Raw genomic sequence first — 15,708 nt, 5'->3', positions numbered from 1 at the left:
CGTGGTCGGTACCGGCCCAGCCTAGTCAGCCCGAATGCGTGCGGCACAATGGGCGTCATGTCTTATCTGCTCCGTGTCATGCTGCCCGACCGACCGGGCAGTCTCGGCTCCCTCGCGGTGGCGCTGGGGACCGTGGACGCGGACATCATCAGCCTCGACGTGGTGGACCGGTTCGACGGGGTCGCCGTCGACGACATCGTCGTGGAGGTCCCGCACGGCACCTTCCCGGACGCCCTCATCACCGCCGCCGAGCGCCTGGACGGCGTGATGGTGGACTCCCTCCGGCCGTTCGGCGGGATCCTCGACGCGCATCGGGAACTCGAACTCATCGACGCCGTCGCCGGGGCGGGTGCCGGGGCTTCCCAACTGCTCGCCGACGAGCTCCCGGCCGCGCTGCGCGTCGGCTGGGCGCTGGTCGTGGAGGTGACCGCGGACGCGCGGTGCCGTCTGATCGCGCGGGGCGAGTCCGCACCGATGTGGGAGGGCGGCGAGGTCTCCGTGCTGTGCGGCCTGGAGCGGGTGACCGCACTGGACGACGACGACGACGGCGTGCCGGCGGAGTGGACGGCCATGGACACCTCGCTCGCGGCCGCGCCGTTGAACTCGGGACACATCCTCGTGGTGGGCCGACCGGGCGGTCCCTCGTTCAGGCCGTCCGAGGTCGCTCGGCTGGGGTACCTCACGGGGATCCTGCGGTCCCTCGACGCCGGCTGACCGGGCGGGCCCGCCGCTCCCTCGACGCCGGTCCGGCACGGATGTCGGTCAGCGGCGGGGTCCGCGTCGCCACGGCCACACCGCGACCGCCGCGAAGAGGAACGCCGTGACCGGCAGGACCCATGCCAGGTCCGTCATGAGGACGATCTGACGGAACTGTTCGTTCGACAGGAACTGCGCGACTTCGTTACAGGAGTAGAGGCAGGAGACCGGGTTCGACATCGGGCCGACCCAGAGCCACACCAGTCCGGCGAACGCTCCGGTCGATGCCCCCGCCACGGCGGAGGCCGACACCGCGAGGATGCGCCGGCGACGCTCGCTCCGCAGACCACGGAGGGAGACACCGACCGCGAGCGCGAGACCGACGCCCGCTCCGAGGAACAACGGCCAGGGGAACTGGACGAGGGGCGTCATCGGGGTCACGGGTCGGTCTGCTCCGGTTCCGCGTCCACCTCCGGGTCCAGGTCCCCTTCCCCCGCCCCGGCCGGACCGTTGTCCATCAGGTCGACGAAGCCGGCCTCGTCCAGGATCGTCAGGCCCAACTCCTCGGCCTTGGCCGCTTTGGACCCCGGGTTGTCGCCCACCACGACGTAGTCGGTCTTCTTGGAGACCGACCCGGAGGCCTTGCCGCCGCGAGCGATGATCGCCTCCTTGATGCCGTCGCGCGTGAAGCCCTCGAGTGAGCCGGTCGCCACGATCGTCAGTCCCTCCAGCGTCCGCGGGATCGATTCGTCACGCTCGTCGGCCATCGAGACACCTGCGGCGGTCCAGCGGTCGACGATCTCGCGGTGCCAGTCGACGTCGAACCACTCGACCACCGAGGCCGCGATGGTCGACCCGACCCCGTCCGTCTCCGCCAGTTCCTCCTCGGACGCGGCGCGGATGGCCTCCATGGTCCCGAACCGGGTCGCCAGGGCGCGCGCGGCCGTGGGGCCCACGTGTCGGATCGACAGCGCGACCAGTACCCGCCAGAGCGGTCGGTCCCGGGCGGTGGCGAGGTTGGCCAGCAGCTTGCGACCGTTCTCGGTGAGCACGGTGCGTTCGGGTTCGGCCCCCGCCTCGATCTGCTTGCGGGTGGCCTTGTCGACGCGGGTGTAGAGGTCTGTCCTGAGCAGGTCGGCTTCGGTGAGATCGAACAGTCCGGCCTCGTTGACCAGCACCCCGCTGGTCAGCAGATCCGAGGCGCCCTCGTACCCGAGCGCCTCGATGTCCAGGGCGTTGCGCGAGGCCAGATAGAACAGCCGCTCCCGCAGCTGGGCGGGACACGAACGCTGGTTGGGGCAGCGCCAGTCGGCGTCGCCCTCCTTCGCCGGGGCCAGGACCGTATCGCACTCCGGACAACGTTCGGGGAAGACGAACTCGCGCTCGGTGCCGTCGCGCCGCTCGACCACCGGGCCGAGGACCTCGGGGATCACGTCACCGGCCTTGCGGATCACCACGGTGTCGCCGATCAACACGCCCTTGCGGATCACCTCGGTCTGGTTGTGGAGGGTGGCCAACGAGACCGTCGAACCGGCGACCGTGACCGGCTGCATGTGGGCGAAGGGGGTGACCCGCCCGGTGCGCCCGACGGAGACCCGGATGTCCAGGAGTTCCGTCATGACCTCCTCCGGTGGGTACTTGTAGGCGATCGCCCACCGCGGCGCGCGGGAGGTCTGACCGAGTCGCCGTTGGACCGCGCGGTCGTCGATCTTCACGACGAGACCGTCGATCTCGTGTTCGGGGTCGCTGCGGTGCTCACCCCAGAACCTCATCCGCTCGACCACCTCCTCCACCCCGGTGGCGGGCGCGGTGTGCGGTGAGACGGGCAGGCCCCACTCGGCGAGGGCGAGGTAGACGTCGTGGAGGCTCTCGAAGGTCGCGCCCTCGACCGCGCCGAGACCGTGGCAGTACATGCCGAGTCGACGTTGGGCGGTGATGGCGGGGTTCTTCTGGCGCAGTGACCCGGCCGCACTGTTGCGCGGGTTGGCGAACGGTGCCTTGCCCTCGGCCACGAGACGAGCGTTGAGCTCGGCGAAGTCCTCGAGCCGGAAGAACACCTCGCCCCGCACCTCGATGAGCGAAGGCAGCGGGCGGTCGTCCGACGGGGTGAGCGTGACCGGGATGTCGTCGATGGTCCGCGCGTTGAGGGTCACGTCCTCCCCCGTACGCCCGTCACCGCGGGTGGCGGCGCTGACCAACCTCCCGTCGCGGTAGACCAGGTCCAGGGCCACCCCGTCGATCTTGACCTCGCACAGGAACGGCAGCCGGTCCTCCGATACTCCCGCCTGCTCGACGGCGGAGGCGACCCAGTCGCGCAGCTCCTCCTCGGAGAACACGTTGTCCAGGCTGGTCATCCGCTCGAGGTGCTCGACCGGGGCGAAATCCGTCGAGAAGCCACCGCCGACCAGTTGGGTCGGCGAATCGGCGGTCCGCAGCCCCGGGTGCGTCACCTCGAGCGCCTGCAACTCCTCGAAGAGCCGGTCGAACTCGGCGTCGGAGACGATGGGCGCGTCCTTGACGTAGTAGCGGAACTGGTGATCGCGGACCGTCTCCGCGAGCTCGGTCCACTCCTGCCGCACCTCGGGCGGGATGTCCCCCGTGCCGACGGGCTGACTGTTGTCATCGGGAAGGCTCACGAGGACAGGGTAATGCCGGGCAGGGCCTCGATGTCGGAGCGCTGCCCTACGGTGAGCCCATGACAACCCACACACAGCCACCCCTCGCCATCGACCGGAACCGACTGCTCGCGTTCGACCTCGAGACCACGGGCCCGGACCCCCGGACCGCCCACGTCGTCTCCTCCGCCCTCATCGCGATAGACGGGCAGCACAAGAAGGAACGGAACTGGCTCGCCGACCCGGGCATAGAGATTCCCGAGGGGGCGACGGCGGTCCACGGCATCACCACGGCCCATGCCCGCGAGAACGGCCGCCCCCACGCCGAGGTCATCGCCGAGACGGTGGCGGCCATCCGCCGCGGATGGGGCGAGGGACGCACGCTGGTGGTGTTCAACGCTTGCTACGACCTGACGATCCTGCGCCGGTGGGACCCGTCGTTCGAGATTCTGGGACCCGTGATCGACCCGTACGTCGTGGACCGCGCGGTGGATCCCTACCGGAAAGGCAAGCGGACGCTCGAGGCCCTGTGCGGTCTACACGGGGTACGACTCGACAGCGCCCACGAGGCCGCGGCGGATGCGCTCGCCGCCGCCCGGCTGGCGTGGAAGATGCTCGGCGGACAGCCGGAGTTGTCGGGTCCGGACTGGCGGGAGGTCAATGCGCGCCAGGCGAGCTGGCACGAGACGCGCCAGCGGGACTTCGTCGCGTACCTCGAGCGGTCCGGCAAGGACTCGTCCGACGTCAACACCCTCTGGCCGATGGCAGTGCTGTAGCGCCGCGTTGTCTGTTACTCCGCGTCGTCTGTTACTCCGCCACCCGCGGGGTGGTCTCGGCCACCAGACGGGCGCCCCGGAGGGCGGCCGCGGCTCGGCCCTCACCGGTCGAGGTCTCCTCGGCGGTGGGCGTGAGGATGACGCGGTCCAGGGTGGAGTACCTGGGCGCGCTCAGTCGGTCGAGCAGAGCCAGCAGTCCCACTGCGGTGTCCTCGGCCTCCGCCACGGTGCGTGGCGGCGGGCCGCCGCCGGGTAGACCCTCCAGGTGGAGGATCCCGCCGTTACCGAGGACCGTCCCGGCTGCATCCAGCGCGGCATGCGACCGGGCTGTGTGCAGCGGCGCGGTCGCCAGGCACACCCCGTCGAGAGGCGTCTCACCCCGCGGGGGGTCGCTGACGACCTCCCAGACCGGAGGTGCCCCAGGGTCGGAGGTGACCGGGAGCCGGATCAGGACCTCTGCGGCCCCGGCGTCGCGGAGCGCAGCGGCGAACCGGCAGAGCGACAGGGCGAGTCGATCGGGCGGGACGGCCGCGATCGGGTCGAGACGGCTGGGCGAGCGGACCGTCCCGGCGGCGACATGCCAGAGCAGGGGCTCGTCCACCAGGATCCGTGCGCCTGCCCCTATCCGGCCCGCCAGCCGCACGGCTCGCGCACTCGCGCCCTCCGCCAGGGAGGCGGCCAGGTCTCGCCGGGCGCCGCGATCGCTGAGCACGGGGAATCCGCCGGGCAGTTCCACCCCGGCCGCGAGAGACCACGGGCCCACCACACGGACCTGCAGGCGGCGGGAGTCGATGGCGGGGTCCCCCTCGGGATCACGGGCCCGCTCGTCGGCCTCCTCGAGGGCGTCGGCGTCCCGGTCGAGGAAGTCGGCGGCACGACGGGCGAGGCGGCCCGGGGCGTCGGCGAGTCGCCATCCGCGTGGCGAGACGTCGACCGGCAGGTCGGCGAGCATCGCCAGCGTGCGGCCGACCTGGTCGGCCCCGGGGCCGCGATCCGGAAGCTCGGGCAGGAACGGCAGCGCGTGGCATTCCCCCATGATCACCCGCGCCGATTCCCGCGGGTCGGTGCCGGGCATGGGGCCGGCCCCGGTGCTGGACGGTCCCACCGGCGTCACTCGGTTCCCGCGGCCGGACGGGACGCGGAGATGGTGCCGCTGCCCAGAACGCGGTCGCCGTCCGGTTCGGGCCGGTACAGCACGGCGGCCTGCCCGGGGGCGACGCCGCGGATCGGCTTCTCGAGCGTGATCTCGAGCCGGGCATCCGGTCCGTCGCCGAGGCGGCGGACGTGGCCCGGGGTCGCTTCGCCGTGGGCGCGGATCTGCACCAGGCAGTCGGTCTCGTGGATGTCGTCGTCGACGAGCCAGTAGGGCGAGGACGCGGTCATGCCGGACGAGAGCAGATGGTCCGCGCCACCGACGGTGACGGTGCCACTGTCGGCGTCGATCGCGGTGACGTAGCGGGGGCGGCCGTCCGCCGCGGGTCCGCTGACCCCGAGGCCCTTGCGCTGGCCGATGGTGAACCCGTGGATGCCCTCGTGGCGGCCGAGCTCGTCGCCGGTGTCGGCGTCGACGACCGCTCCGGGACGCATGCCGATGCGCGCCCCGAGAAAGGCGCGGGTGTCGCCCGAGGGGATGAAGCAGATGTCATGGCTGTCGGGCTTGGAGGCGACGGGCAGCCCGGCGGCCTCGGCCTCGGCGCGGACCTGCGACTTGAGTGAACCCCCAAGGGGGAACATCGAGTGCGCGAGCTGCTCCGGGGTGAGCACGCCGAGGACGTACGACTGGTCCTTGGCGTCGTCCACGGCGCGTCGTAGGACCGGCCGTCGGGTGCCGTCGGGCAGTTCCTCGGACGACAACCGCGCGTAGTGGCCGGTGGCGACGGCGTCGAAGCCGAGCGCCATGCCCCGGTCGAGGAGGGCCTCGAACTTGATCCGCTCGTTGCACCGGAGGCACGGGTTGGGGGTCTCGCCTCGGGCGTAGGACTCGACGAAGTCGTCGATCACGTCGGCACGGAAGCGCTCGGCGAAATCCCACACGTAGAACGGGATGCCCAGCAGATCGGCGACCCGGCGGGCGTCCCCCGCGTCCTCCCGCGAACAGCACCCGCGCGAACCCGTTCGCAGGGTCGCCGGATCCGCGCTGAGTGCGAGGTGGACGCCCACGACGTCGTGTCCGGCGGCGACGGCTCGGGCAGCGGCAACGGCGGAGTCCACTCCCCCGCTCATGGCGGCGAGGACCCTCATGACGCGGCCACCCCGGTGCGGGCCATCCCGGTACGGGCGAGCCCGAGGCCGGCGACGCGGGCGCGTTCGGCCGCGGGCCCGATGGCCGCGACGGCGGCGTCGACGTCGTCCTCTGTGGTGGTGTGCCCCAGGCTCAGGCGCAGACTGCTGCGGGCAGCGGCCTCGTCGGCACCGAGGGCCAGCAGGACGTGACTCGGCTCTGCCACACCGGCCGTACAGGCCGAGCCCGTGGAGCATTCGATCCCCGCGGCGTCGAGCAGCAGGATGAGTGACTCGCCGGAACAACCCGGGAAGGTGAGGTTGGCGATGCCCGGCAGGCGCTCCCCGCCCCCGTTGGCGATCGCGCCGGGGACCTCGGCGAGCACACCTGCGACGAGCCGATCGCGCAACCGGCTCAGACGCCGGGACTCGGACTCCATCTCGCGGACCGCTTCCTCGAGCGCGGCGGCCATCGCGACGACCCCCGGCACGTCCACGGATCCGGACCGCAGGTCCCGCTCCTGGCCACCCCCGTACCCGATCGGCACGCAGTCGGCACCGCGGTCGAGGAGCAACGCACCGACGCCGAGCGGTCCACCGAACTTGTGCGCGGAGAGACTGAGAGAGGTCACGCCCAGGGCGGAGAAGTCGACCGGGACGTGCCCGACGGCCTGGACGGCATCGGTGTGGACGGCCGCGCCCACCGCGCGGGCCGGGCCGGCCGCCGCCGCGACATCCGTGAGGGTGCCGATCTCGTTGTTGCCGAGCATCACCGCGACGAGGGCCAGTCGCGGGCCGAGCTCGTCGGCGAGGTCGCGGACCGTTGCCGGGGTGACGGCGCCGCGGGGGTCCACGGGCAACACCCGGACGGCCTTCCGACCGCCACGGTCGGTCGCCAGGTGGGCGGCGGCGTCGAGGACGGAGTGGTGCTCGGTCGCCCCCACGGCCACCACGTCGCCCGCCGAGGCACCCACCTGCCCGAGAACGGCGAGATTGTCGGACTCCGTCCCGCCTGAGGTGAACACCACCTCGGACGGTCGACAGCCGAGGTGGTGCGCGAGGGACTCGCGGGCCTCCTCGACGCGGCGGCGGGCGCGGCGTCCGGAGCCGTGGAGCGAGGACGCGTTGCCGACCGAGGAGGACGCCTCGGCGTAGGCGTCGACGGCCGCCGCGCGCATCGGGGTGGTCGCGGCGTGGTCGAGATAGTGCACAGAGCGGGTGGTGGGCATATCGCTGGCAAGGATACGCACGAACGCGCCGGACCCCGGCACCGCAGGGGTGCCGGGGTCCGGGCGACGCTGGTGGACGCGGTGCGTCCTGCTCACTTACGAGCGTTGATGGCCTCGGTGAGCTGCGGGGCGACGTTGAACAGGTCGCCGACGATGCCGTAGTCCGCGATCTCGAAGATCGGGGCCTCCTCGTCCTTGTTGACGGCGACGATGGTCTTCGACGTCTGCATGCCGGCGCGGTGCTGGATGGCGCCCGAGATACCGAGGGCGATGTACAGCTGCGGCGACACGGTCTTGCCGGTCTGGCCGACCTGGAACTGGCCCGGGTAGTAGCCCGAGTCCACAGCGGCGCGCGACGCGCCGACGGCGGCCTTGAGCGAGTCGGCGAGCGGCTCGACGACCTTCTCGAAGTTGTCCGCGGAGCCGACGCCACGACCACCTGAGACGACGACGGTCGCCTCGGTGAGCTCGGGGCGGTCGCCGCCCACGATCGGGTTGCGCGAGATGACCTTGGCGGCGTTCTCGGGCTCGGGGACCTGCACCTCGACGACCTCGCCGGCGCCGGCGGCCGGGGCGGCCTCGACGGAGCCCGGACGCAGCGTGTAGATCGGGGTCTCGCCGGAGACGGTCGCCTCGACGGTGAAGGCGCCACCGAAGATCGAGTGGACGGCCGAACCGTCGGACTTGATCTCCACGACGTCACACAGGGTGCCGGAGCCGGTGCGGGCCGCGAGACGACCCGCGACCTCCTTGCCCTCGAACGTGGCGGCCAGGACGATCGCGGCCGCACCCTGCTCGGCGAGGCCGGCCAGGACGTCGACCTTGGGGGTGACGAGGTAGTTTTGGACCGCGTCACCCTCGGCGACGTAGATCTTCTCCGCGCCGGCCTCCTTGAGGGCATCGGTGAGCGCGGCGGCGGTGCCGGTCTCACCGAAGACGACCGCGGAGGGCTCTCCGAGGGCACGAGCGGCGGTCAGCAGCTCGAGGGACACCTTCTTGAGTTCGCCGTCGACGTGCTCGACCGCGACGAGGACTTCAGCCATGGTGGATTCTCCTTGAAAAAGACTGGGATGAGTCGGTCGGGGTGAGTTCGCGTCAGATGAGCTTCTGCGACACGAGGTACTTGGCGACGTCGTTGCCGCCTTCGCCCTCGTCGGTGACCTTCTCGCCGGCGGCGCGCGGCGGCTTGGGGCTCGCGGAGGTGACGCTGGACGCGGCGTTGTCCTTGCCCACCTGGGCGGCCTCGACGCCGGCGTCGGCCAGCGTGAGGGACTCGACCGGCTTCTTCTTGGCGGCCATGATGCCCTTGAAGGACGGGAACCGCGGCTCGTTGATCTTCTCGCCGACGGAGACGACGCACGGCAGGGTGGCCTCGACCTCGAAGATGCCCTCGTCGGTCTCACGCTCGCCCTTGGCGACGCCGTCGGCGATCTCCAGGGTGCGCATGTGCGTCAGCTGCGGGAGGCCGAGGTACTCGGCGAGGATGGCCGGGACGGCACCCATGCGGCCGTCGGTGGCCTCGTTGCCGGCGATGACCAGCTCGGTGCCCTCGATGGTGCCCAGCACGTTGGCCAGCGCCCACGAGGTCTGGACGACGTCGGAACCGTGCAGGGCCTCGTCGTTGAGGTGGACGGCCTTGTCGGCGCCCATGGACAGGGCCTTGCGGATGGCCTCGGTGGCGCGGTCCGGACCGGCGCACAGGACGGTCACCTCGCCGCCGTGGGCCTCCTTGATCTGGAGCGCCTGCTCGACGGCCTTCTCGTTGATCTCGTCCAGGACCGCGTCCGCGGCCTCGCGGTCCAGGGTGTAGTCCCCGTCCGTGAGCTTGCGCTCGGAATAGGTGTCGGGAACCTGCTTGATCAGTACGACGATGTTCGTCATGGGCCTGCGTCGACCTCCTGCGAGTCGGGGCGGGGTGCGCCCCCGTCTAGACCGGGCGCACCGGATTGTGGTCCTGCCAGACACAATAACGCGGCCGTGGCCGCGGTGACGGTGCCGGGGCGGTCGGTGGCGGGGCACGGCGCCCGGTCGGCGGCCACCGGGTGGGGCGGGTGGTTCAGTTGATGCGCTTGTCCCAGCCGGACCAGGCGGCGTCGCGCAGTTCGTTCTTGCGGACCTTTCCGGTCGACGTCCGGGGCAGGGCCTCGGTCAACTCCACCGCACCGGGCACCTTGTAGCGCGCGATCCTGGTCCGGCAGTGCTCGATCACGGCGGCCTCGTCGAGCGTGGAGCCCGGCCGGACCACGACGTAGGCCTTGGGACGCTCGCCCCACTTCTCGTCGGGCATGGACACGACCGCGCAGTCGACCACGTCGGGGTGGGACACGACCGCCTGCTCGACCTCGATGGTGGAGATGTTCTCGCCGCCGGAGACCACGACGTCCTTGGCGCGGTCCAGCAGTTGCACGTATCCGTCCGGGTGCATGACGCCCAGGTCGCCGGAGTGGAACCACCCGCCGGCGAACGCGGTGGCCGTGGCCTCGGGGTCGCCGAAGTACCCCTTCATGACCCCGTTGCCGGTCATGACGACCTCGCCCATGGTCACGCCGTCGGCGGGGACGTCGACCAGCCGGCTCTCCCCCGGTGAGGTGCGCTCGACCACACGCACGGTGTCGGCGTGGATCATGGCGACGCCCTGGCGCGACTTGAGCCCGGCCCGCTCGTCCGGATCCAGGTCGGCCCATCCGGGCTGCGGGGTGCACACCGTGAACGGGCCGTAGGTCTCGGTCAGTCCGTACACCTGGGTGACGTCGATGCCGAGGTCCTCGAAGCGGCGCAGGATGGTCGGCGAGGGCGGCGCCCCGGCGGTGACCATGCGGATCCCGTCGATCGGCCGGGCGGCCGGGTCGTCGGCGATGGTGGACAACACGGCTGGTGCACCGGCCAGGCGGTTGACCCCCTCGTCGTCGAACAGTCTCCAGATCTCGTCCCCGCGGACGGCGCGCAGACACACGTGGGTCCCCCTCGCACCGGTCAGCGCCCAGGTCGTGCACCACCCGTTGCAGTGGAACATGGGCAGCGTCCAGAGGTACTTCGAGTCGGCGTCCAGGCCCTGGGTGACGATCTCGCCGAGGGAGTTGAGGTAGGCGCCCCGGTGCGTGTACATGACGCCCTTGGGTCGGCCGGTGGTGCCGGAGGTGTAGTTGACCGCGATGACGGAGTCCTCGTCGGCGACCGTCCACGAGACCGGCTGCGGGGAGGCGGACGCGAGGGCGTCCTCCATGGCCTCGGCGCGCGGGCCGAAGCGGGCCGGGTCGGGTTGCGTGCCGTCGGCGTCCGGGGCGACCAGGACGAGACGCAGCGCGTCGGGGACCTCGTCGCCCAGCCCCGCGAGGAGTTCCGCGTCGGCGATGAGGACGGCGATCCCGGCGTGCTCCACGATGTAGGCGATCTCGGCCGGGGCGAGGCGGGTGTTGAGGGCGACCACGGCGCCGCCCGCGAGGGGGACGCCGAACTGCGCGAGCAGCGCCTCGGCCGAGTTCGGCGCCAGGACGCCCACCCGGTCACCGCGCGCCACGCCGCGCATCTTCAGCAGGGAGGCCAGCCGGGTGGCCCGGTCGGCGAACTCGGCGTAGGTCTGACGGCGCGGGCCGTCGACGACCGCGGTGGCGTCGGGTGAGACGCGCGCGGCCTTCTCGAGGAAGCTCAGCGGGGTGATCGCGGTGTCGAGTCCGGAGTTCGCTGTCATCGGGGTGTGGCCGCCTTCCGTGGGCACGGGTGATGCCCGTCACGGTAGCCGCGGAGTGCACTCCGAGATCCGTGATTCCCCCGCCCCGCACCCCTGCCCGTCGGTCCCCGCGTCCGCCACGTCGGAGCGCCGGTCGGGTGGGCGGCGGGCGGCGGACTACTCTCTCGTGTGACTGTCTCGACTCGACGGGGGGACCTGTGGCACCGGCACCGGCACCGACACCGGCACTGACACCGCGCACCGCGCGGGCCTTGGTCGCCGTCGCGCTGGCGGCGGGGGTGGCCGCCGGCTGCGCCTCGGATACGGAGAGCGGCGGCGCCCGCCTGGGCCAGGCCGCGAGCTGGTCCTCGCTCGCGGGTGGCCCGCCGAACTCCGGTCGCGCACACTCCGGGGTCTCGGACGCCCCCGGACTGCTGTGGTCACGCGCCCTCGGTGCGCCCGCGGTCGGCGTGGCCTCCTCGGACGGCATCGGCACGTCGTTCCAGGCCACGATCTCCGAGCGCGGGTGCAACCTCTTCGCACTGACCGCCGACGACGGCCGCAAGCGGTGGTGTCTGCGCCTGCCGACCGACGGGCCGCGGATCACCGCGACAGTCGACGGGCGCGGTTCGCTGTTCGTGCCCCTCTACGGCGGGGTCGGCGCCCTGACGGCCGAGGGCGAGAACCGATGGACCGCCGCGACCCGGGGCGTGCCCACGACCGTGACGTTGCTGGACGGACGCCACCTGCTGCTCGTGTCGCACCTGGGGGCGGCACGGGTGATCAACGCCCACACCGGTCTGGACGTCACGCCCGAACTGCGGATCGCCGGCGACATCTCCACGGACGACCCGGCGTACGGGCTCCCGTGGTGCGCGACCGGCGCGCGGGGTTGCCCGGTCCCCGCCCCCGCGGCCGTGGACACGGACACGGCCACCGCCTACCTCACCGCGTGGACGCCGGGCGCCGACGATCCGGAGTTGGTGGCGGTGCGACTGGTCGCCGGTGAGTTCACTGCCCTCGACGTGCTGTGGCGTGCACCCCTGCCCGACGGGCGCCTGGGGACGCCGGTGGTGCTGTCGAACGACCGGGACGAGGTCTACGTCCACGCGGCCGACGGCGATCTCGCCGCGTACTCGACGTCCGACGGCGCGGCACTGTGGACCGCCCCCGTCGGGTACCGACCGGACACGCCTCCCGCCCTGTTGCCCGACGGCACCGTGGTCAGCGGCGGTCGCACGACGACCGTGTGGAGGGGACCCGACGACGACCACGACGACGACGCGGGCCCGGCGCCGGTGGTGGCCGTTCGCGGGCAGGACGGAACCGGCCGGGTGGTCTGGCGCCGGGACGACCTGCGCCAGCTCACCAACCCCGCCGCGACGCCGGACGGGCGGGTGCTGGTGGCCGTGCGCTCGGGCGGATCCGACGACGAGCCCGGCATCGCGGTCCACCTGCTCGACGGCACCGACGGCGCCACCCTCCACCGGATCGAGGTGCCCGCCGCGACGGGCCCGGTCTCGGGACTCAGCGTCGACGCGGACGGCCGGATCGCGCTGACGACCGCGGTGGGCGCCCTCTACGTGTTCGAGTGAGCGGTGCGCGGCCCGCACACGAACACCACGGCGGAGCTGCCGATCCGGGTCACCACCAGCGCGAGTGGCCGTGACCCGCTGAGCGAGAGCGAGCGCCGCAGCACGTCCGGGTCCGTGTCCACGCCGCGGACGAGGATCTCCAGCGACCCGCAGTCGCGCTGACGCAGCACGCGGCGCAGCTGCTTGCGGTCGAGCCTGCACTTCTCGAGCACCTCGAACCCGGTGTAGCCGTCCGGGATCCGCGGGCCGGTCAGGTGGGCGATCCTCGGGTCGAGCTGACGGAGCCCGTGGCGGCGGGCCCAGTGCCGCACGAGTCCGGCGCGGACGACCGCCCCGTCGGGGTCCACGATGAACCGCTCGGCCTCCTCGTGGGCGTCGACCTCGTCGTCGTCGCCGTCGGTCACCTCCTCCACGTGGACCGCGACCCCGTCCGCGACGAGACGCGGTGGTCCCCACGGCCCGGCCGCGTCGGCGGCGGCCGTGCGCACCACGGTCGCACGGCGGCGCACACCCGCGGACAGTCCCGGCGACCACAGGCACGCCTCCCGCACCGAACCGTCGAGGGACACCAGTTCGACCTCCCCGCAGTGGTCGAGCACCGAGGTGTCGAGGCCCGGGGCGCACTTGATGACGTGATCGCGGTCGGCGGCGACGGCGAGCAGGTCGGGCAGCGGCGGGCTGAGCCGCGCCGGGTCGTGGACCCGACGGCCCCCGGACCGGCGGGCGGGGTCCGCCACCAGGACGGCGTCGCGGCTGGGCGGGGCGAGCGCGTCGGCCACGCACACGAGTGCGTCGGGGACGTTGTGGGCCGCCATCCGCGCGCGGACCGGATCCAGATCCGAGCCGATCACCCGGTCGGCCCTCCGGACGAGTTCGGCGAGCTCGGCGCCGACGGAACAGGTGACGTCGTGGACGTCCCGTCCTGCCAGGCGCCCGGCCCGCAGGGCCGCGACGGGCCACGCGGTGGCCTGCTGGACGGCCTCGTCGGTGAGCAGCATCGCCCCGGCGCCCCGGATCCCACCCCTCGCGCGCGCCCGGGCGGTGACGACGTCGATCGCCGCCGCCGCATGCACGGGATCCGCGCGCCGGACGGCCGCTGTCGAGGCCACGAGGTCCGCGCGGGACCACGCCAGGCCGGCGGCCAGGTCGAGCAGGTCACGTCCGGCGGCGGTGCGCAGGAACTCCAGGTCCTCGGGGGTCACCGACGCAACGTTAGTTCCCGCCCGGAGCGATGGCCCGCGGGGTGGCCAGGACCTCGTCGACATCGGCGGCGGCGGCCAGATCGGACAGCACGTCGAGGGTCGGGCGCAGCATGCCGAGCCGGCCGAGGGTCCCCGCCTGCGCGGCGTCGTCGGCGCGGATCCACTCGGTCGCGCGCGCCTCGGTCGTGCCGCCGTCCGGTTCGACACCGTCGGGCAGGGCCGCCACGAAGAACAGGGTGTCGTACCGGCGCGGGGGTCCGACCGGGGTGGTCCACCGGTCCCATGGGCGCAGCAGGTGCGCGGACAGCACCAGGCCGTGCGCGGCGAGCAGCGAATCCAGGTCGCCCTCCCCCGCGTCGAGTGCGCGCCGCTCGTCGGGGCCCGGCGGGTCGGCCGGTGCGGCGGCTCCCGGCCCGGTCGCCGGCTCGGCGAGCAGCACCCCGGTCTCCTCGAACAGTTCCCGCGCCACCCCGCGGACGGCCGCAGCGGCGCGGTCCGCGTCGATCCCGAACCGCCCGGCCCACCACTCCGGCTCGGGCCCGCGCCAGGGGCGGGTGCCGTGGTAGTCCCGCGGTTCGACGCCTCCGCCGGGGAACACCGACATCCCGGCGGCGAACTGCATGGTCGCCACCCGGTGCTGCAGGAAGACCTCCACTCCCCCGCCGACCCGCGCGTCGCGGACCAGGGCGACCGTGGCGGCCTCGCGGACCGGCACGGACTCCGGCGCGAACGCCGCGGGAGCCTCACGTGCCGTCATGCCCGTGGTGCCCGCCGGTGCCGGCCCGAGCGGCGCGCCCGGCGCGCGAAGTAGCGTCCGTCGATCGCGTCCACGACGATCGACTGGGAGAAGGCCCTGCTGAGATTGTCGGAGGTGATCACCTCGTCGATCAGCCCCATCGCGGTGACCTCGCCCTCCGCCAGGAGCATGGCGTGGGTGAACCCCGGGGGGATCTCCTCCACGTGGTGGGTGACCAGGACCGTGGCGGGGGCGTCCGGATCCATCGCCATGTCCCCGAGGCGGGCGACCAGGTCCTCCCGGCCGCCCAGGTCCAGCCCCGCCCCCGGCTCGTCGAGGAGCAGCAGTTCGGGATCGGTCATCATGGCGCGGGCGATGAGCACGCGCTTGCGCTCCCCCTCGGAGAGGGTGCCCCAGGTTCGCTCGGCCAGGTGCTCCGCCCCGATCGACTCGAGGGTGTCCGCGGCGCGCTCGAAATCCTCCGGGTCGTACTTCTCCCGCCAGCGGCCCAGCACGGCGTATCCGGCGGAGATGACCAGATCCTGCACCACCTCGTCGCCGGGGATGCGACCGGCCACCGCGACCGACGACAGGCCGACACGGCTGCGCAGCTCGGTCACCTCCGTCCGGCCCAGCTGCTCCCCGAGGATGACGGCCGTCCCCGTGCTCGGGTACTCCAGGGCCGAGGCGATCCGCAGCAACGAGGTCTTGCCCGCGCCGTTGGGGCCGAGAACCACCCACCTCTCGTCCAGTTCCACCTGCCAGGACAGGGGCCCCACGAGGGACGTGCCGTCCCGCCGGAGCGAGACGTCGCGGAGGTCGAGGACGAGGTCGGGGTCGATGTCGATCAGGGTGCTCACGACGCCCATCTAACCGGTAATCGGGAGGACGGGTGGCGAAGAACACGGCCGTGCAGGTGAACGCCGACTCGGGCACCCCTGAAGGATCGGCCCGACTTCGCTAGCGTCGTGG

General features: G+C 72.7%; 14 protein-coding genes. 3 read left to right on the top strand and 11 right to left on the bottom strand.

Annotation, left to right across the window (positions count from 1 at the left end; translation table 11 throughout):
- Nucleotides 1-57: 57 nt before the first annotated feature.
- On the top strand, nucleotides 58-714 hold the full coding sequence (locus Q2K20_RS06970) for an amino acid-binding protein (protein WP_096907214.1): 657 nt from the start codon (nucleotides 58-60) through the stop codon (nucleotides 712-714).
- Nucleotides 715-762: 48 nt separating this feature from the next.
- Here the strand turns inward: Q2K20_RS06970 and Q2K20_RS06965 are convergent, their stop codons facing one another.
- A complete protein-coding gene (locus Q2K20_RS06965) occupies nucleotides 763-1,137 on the bottom strand; it encodes a hypothetical protein (protein WP_096905276.1) in 375 nt (124 codons plus the stop codon).
- Nucleotides 1,134-3,332 (bottom strand): NAD-dependent DNA ligase LigA, encoded by a 2,199-nt coding sequence (gene ligA / locus Q2K20_RS06960; protein ID WP_096905275.1) that lies wholly within the window; start codon nucleotides 3,330-3,332, stop codon nucleotides 1,134-1,136. Before ligA ends, Q2K20_RS06965 begins: the two co-directional genes overlap by 4 nt.
- 59 nt (nucleotides 3,333-3,391) lie before the next feature.
- Here ligA and Q2K20_RS06955 point away from each other — a divergent pair, with 59 nt between their 5' ends.
- On the top strand, nucleotides 3,392-4,087 hold the full coding sequence (locus Q2K20_RS06955; protein WP_096905274.1) for an exonuclease domain-containing protein: 696 nt from the start codon (nucleotides 3,392-3,394) through the stop codon (nucleotides 4,085-4,087).
- 31 nt (nucleotides 4,088-4,118) lie between these two features.
- Here Q2K20_RS06955 and Q2K20_RS06950 read toward each other — a convergent pair whose 3' ends face one another.
- The 6 genes from Q2K20_RS06950 to Q2K20_RS06925 all read right to left on the bottom strand — a co-directional run bounded on the left by Q2K20_RS06950 (nucleotide 4,119) and on the right by Q2K20_RS06925 (nucleotide 11,224).
- Nucleotides 4,119-5,192, bottom strand: a complete 1,074-nt coding sequence (locus Q2K20_RS06950; protein ID WP_240341310.1) for a cobalamin-independent methionine synthase — start codon at nucleotides 5,190-5,192, stop codon at nucleotides 4,119-4,121.
- Between the two features lie 5 nt (nucleotides 5,193-5,197).
- On the bottom strand, nucleotides 5,198-6,328 hold the full coding sequence (gene mnmA / locus Q2K20_RS06945; RefSeq protein WP_132060994.1) for a tRNA 2-thiouridine(34) synthase MnmA: 1,131 nt from the start codon (nucleotides 6,326-6,328) through the stop codon (nucleotides 5,198-5,200).
- Complete coding sequence (locus Q2K20_RS06940; protein WP_096905271.1) at nucleotides 6,325-7,536, bottom strand: cysteine desulfurase family protein; 1,212 nt, start codon at nucleotides 7,534-7,536, stop codon at nucleotides 6,325-6,327. Before Q2K20_RS06940 ends, mnmA begins: the two co-directional genes overlap by 4 nt.
- Before the next feature lie 92 nt (nucleotides 7,537-7,628).
- Nucleotides 7,629-8,579, bottom strand: a complete 951-nt coding sequence (locus Q2K20_RS06935) for an electron transfer flavoprotein subunit alpha/FixB family protein (protein WP_096905270.1) — start codon at nucleotides 8,577-8,579, stop codon at nucleotides 7,629-7,631.
- 52 nt (nucleotides 8,580-8,631) lie between these two features.
- Nucleotides 8,632-9,417: an electron transfer flavoprotein subunit beta/FixA family protein gene (locus tag Q2K20_RS06930; protein WP_067718293.1), complete on the bottom strand. Its 786-nt coding sequence runs from the start codon at nucleotides 9,415-9,417 to the stop codon at nucleotides 8,632-8,634.
- 175 nt (nucleotides 9,418-9,592) lie between these two features.
- Nucleotides 9,593-11,224 (bottom strand): AMP-binding protein, encoded by a 1,632-nt coding sequence (locus Q2K20_RS06925; RefSeq protein WP_096905269.1) that lies wholly within the window; start codon nucleotides 11,222-11,224, stop codon nucleotides 9,593-9,595.
- A 251-nt stretch (nucleotides 11,225-11,475) separates the two neighbouring features.
- On the opposite strand from Q2K20_RS06925, the gene Q2K20_RS06920 reads away from it, so the two are divergent.
- Entirely contained in the window at nucleotides 11,476-12,798 is a 1,323-nt protein-coding gene (locus Q2K20_RS06920; protein ID WP_269501151.1) for a PQQ-binding-like beta-propeller repeat protein, read from the top strand.
- Here the strand turns inward: Q2K20_RS06920 and Q2K20_RS06915 are convergent.
- From Q2K20_RS06915 to Q2K20_RS06905, 3 genes are read right to left on the bottom strand one after another with little or no spacing between them, the layout of a single operon-like run.
- Entirely contained in the window at nucleotides 12,783-14,000 is a 1,218-nt protein-coding gene (locus Q2K20_RS06915) for a THUMP-like domain-containing protein (protein WP_269501150.1), read from the bottom strand. The genes Q2K20_RS06920 and Q2K20_RS06915 overlap by 16 nt on opposite strands.
- Nucleotides 14,001-14,010: 10 nt before the next feature.
- On the bottom strand, nucleotides 14,011-14,757 hold the full coding sequence (locus Q2K20_RS06910) for an NUDIX hydrolase (RefSeq protein ID WP_256819668.1): 747 nt from the start codon (nucleotides 14,755-14,757) through the stop codon (nucleotides 14,011-14,013).
- On the bottom strand, nucleotides 14,754-15,605 hold the full coding sequence (locus Q2K20_RS06905) for an ABC transporter ATP-binding protein (protein WP_067718305.1): 852 nt from the start codon (nucleotides 15,603-15,605) through the stop codon (nucleotides 14,754-14,756). The genes Q2K20_RS06910 and Q2K20_RS06905 overlap by 4 nt, the downstream gene beginning before the upstream one ends.
- Nucleotides 15,606-15,708: the final 103 nt, after the last annotated feature.

The organism is Dietzia sp. IN118, assembly GCF_032905965.1.
GTDB classification, from domain to species: Bacteria; Actinomycetota; Actinomycetes; order Mycobacteriales; family Mycobacteriaceae; genus Dietzia; species Dietzia kunjamensis.
This window is presented reverse-complemented; position numbering and strand designations above follow the sequence as displayed.

Excerpts from the sequence above, each read along its gene's own strand:
- Q2K20_RS06910 (WP_256819668.1), bottom strand. The coding sequence starts at position 14,757 with ATGACGGCACGTGAGGCTCCCGCGGCGTTCGCGCCGGAGTCCGTGCCG.
- Q2K20_RS06970 (WP_096907214.1), top strand. The coding sequence starts at position 58 with ATGTCTTATCTGCTCCGTGTCATGCTGCCCGACCGACCGGGCAGTCTC.
- Q2K20_RS06930 (WP_067718293.1), bottom strand. The coding sequence starts at position 9,417 with ATGACGAACATCGTCGTACTGATCAAGCAGGTTCCCGACACCTATTCC.
- Q2K20_RS06935 (WP_096905270.1), bottom strand. The coding sequence starts at position 8,579 with ATGGCTGAAGTCCTCGTCGCGGTCGAGCACGTCGACGGCGAACTCAAG.
- Q2K20_RS06955 (WP_096905274.1), top strand. The coding sequence starts at position 3,392 with ATGACAACCCACACACAGCCACCCCTCGCCATCGACCGGAACCGACTG.
- Q2K20_RS06940 (WP_096905271.1), bottom strand. The coding sequence starts at position 7,536 with ATGCCCACCACCCGCTCTGTGCACTATCTCGACCACGCCGCGACCACC.
- Q2K20_RS06925 (WP_096905269.1), bottom strand. The coding sequence starts at position 11,224 with ATGACAGCGAACTCCGGACTCGACACCGCGATCACCCCGCTGAGCTTC.
- Q2K20_RS06905 (WP_067718305.1), bottom strand. The coding sequence starts at position 15,605 with ATGGGCGTCGTGAGCACCCTGATCGACATCGACCCCGACCTCGTCCTC.
- mnmA (WP_132060994.1), bottom strand. The coding sequence starts at position 6,328 with ATGAGGGTCCTCGCCGCCATGAGCGGGGGAGTGGACTCCGCCGTTGCC.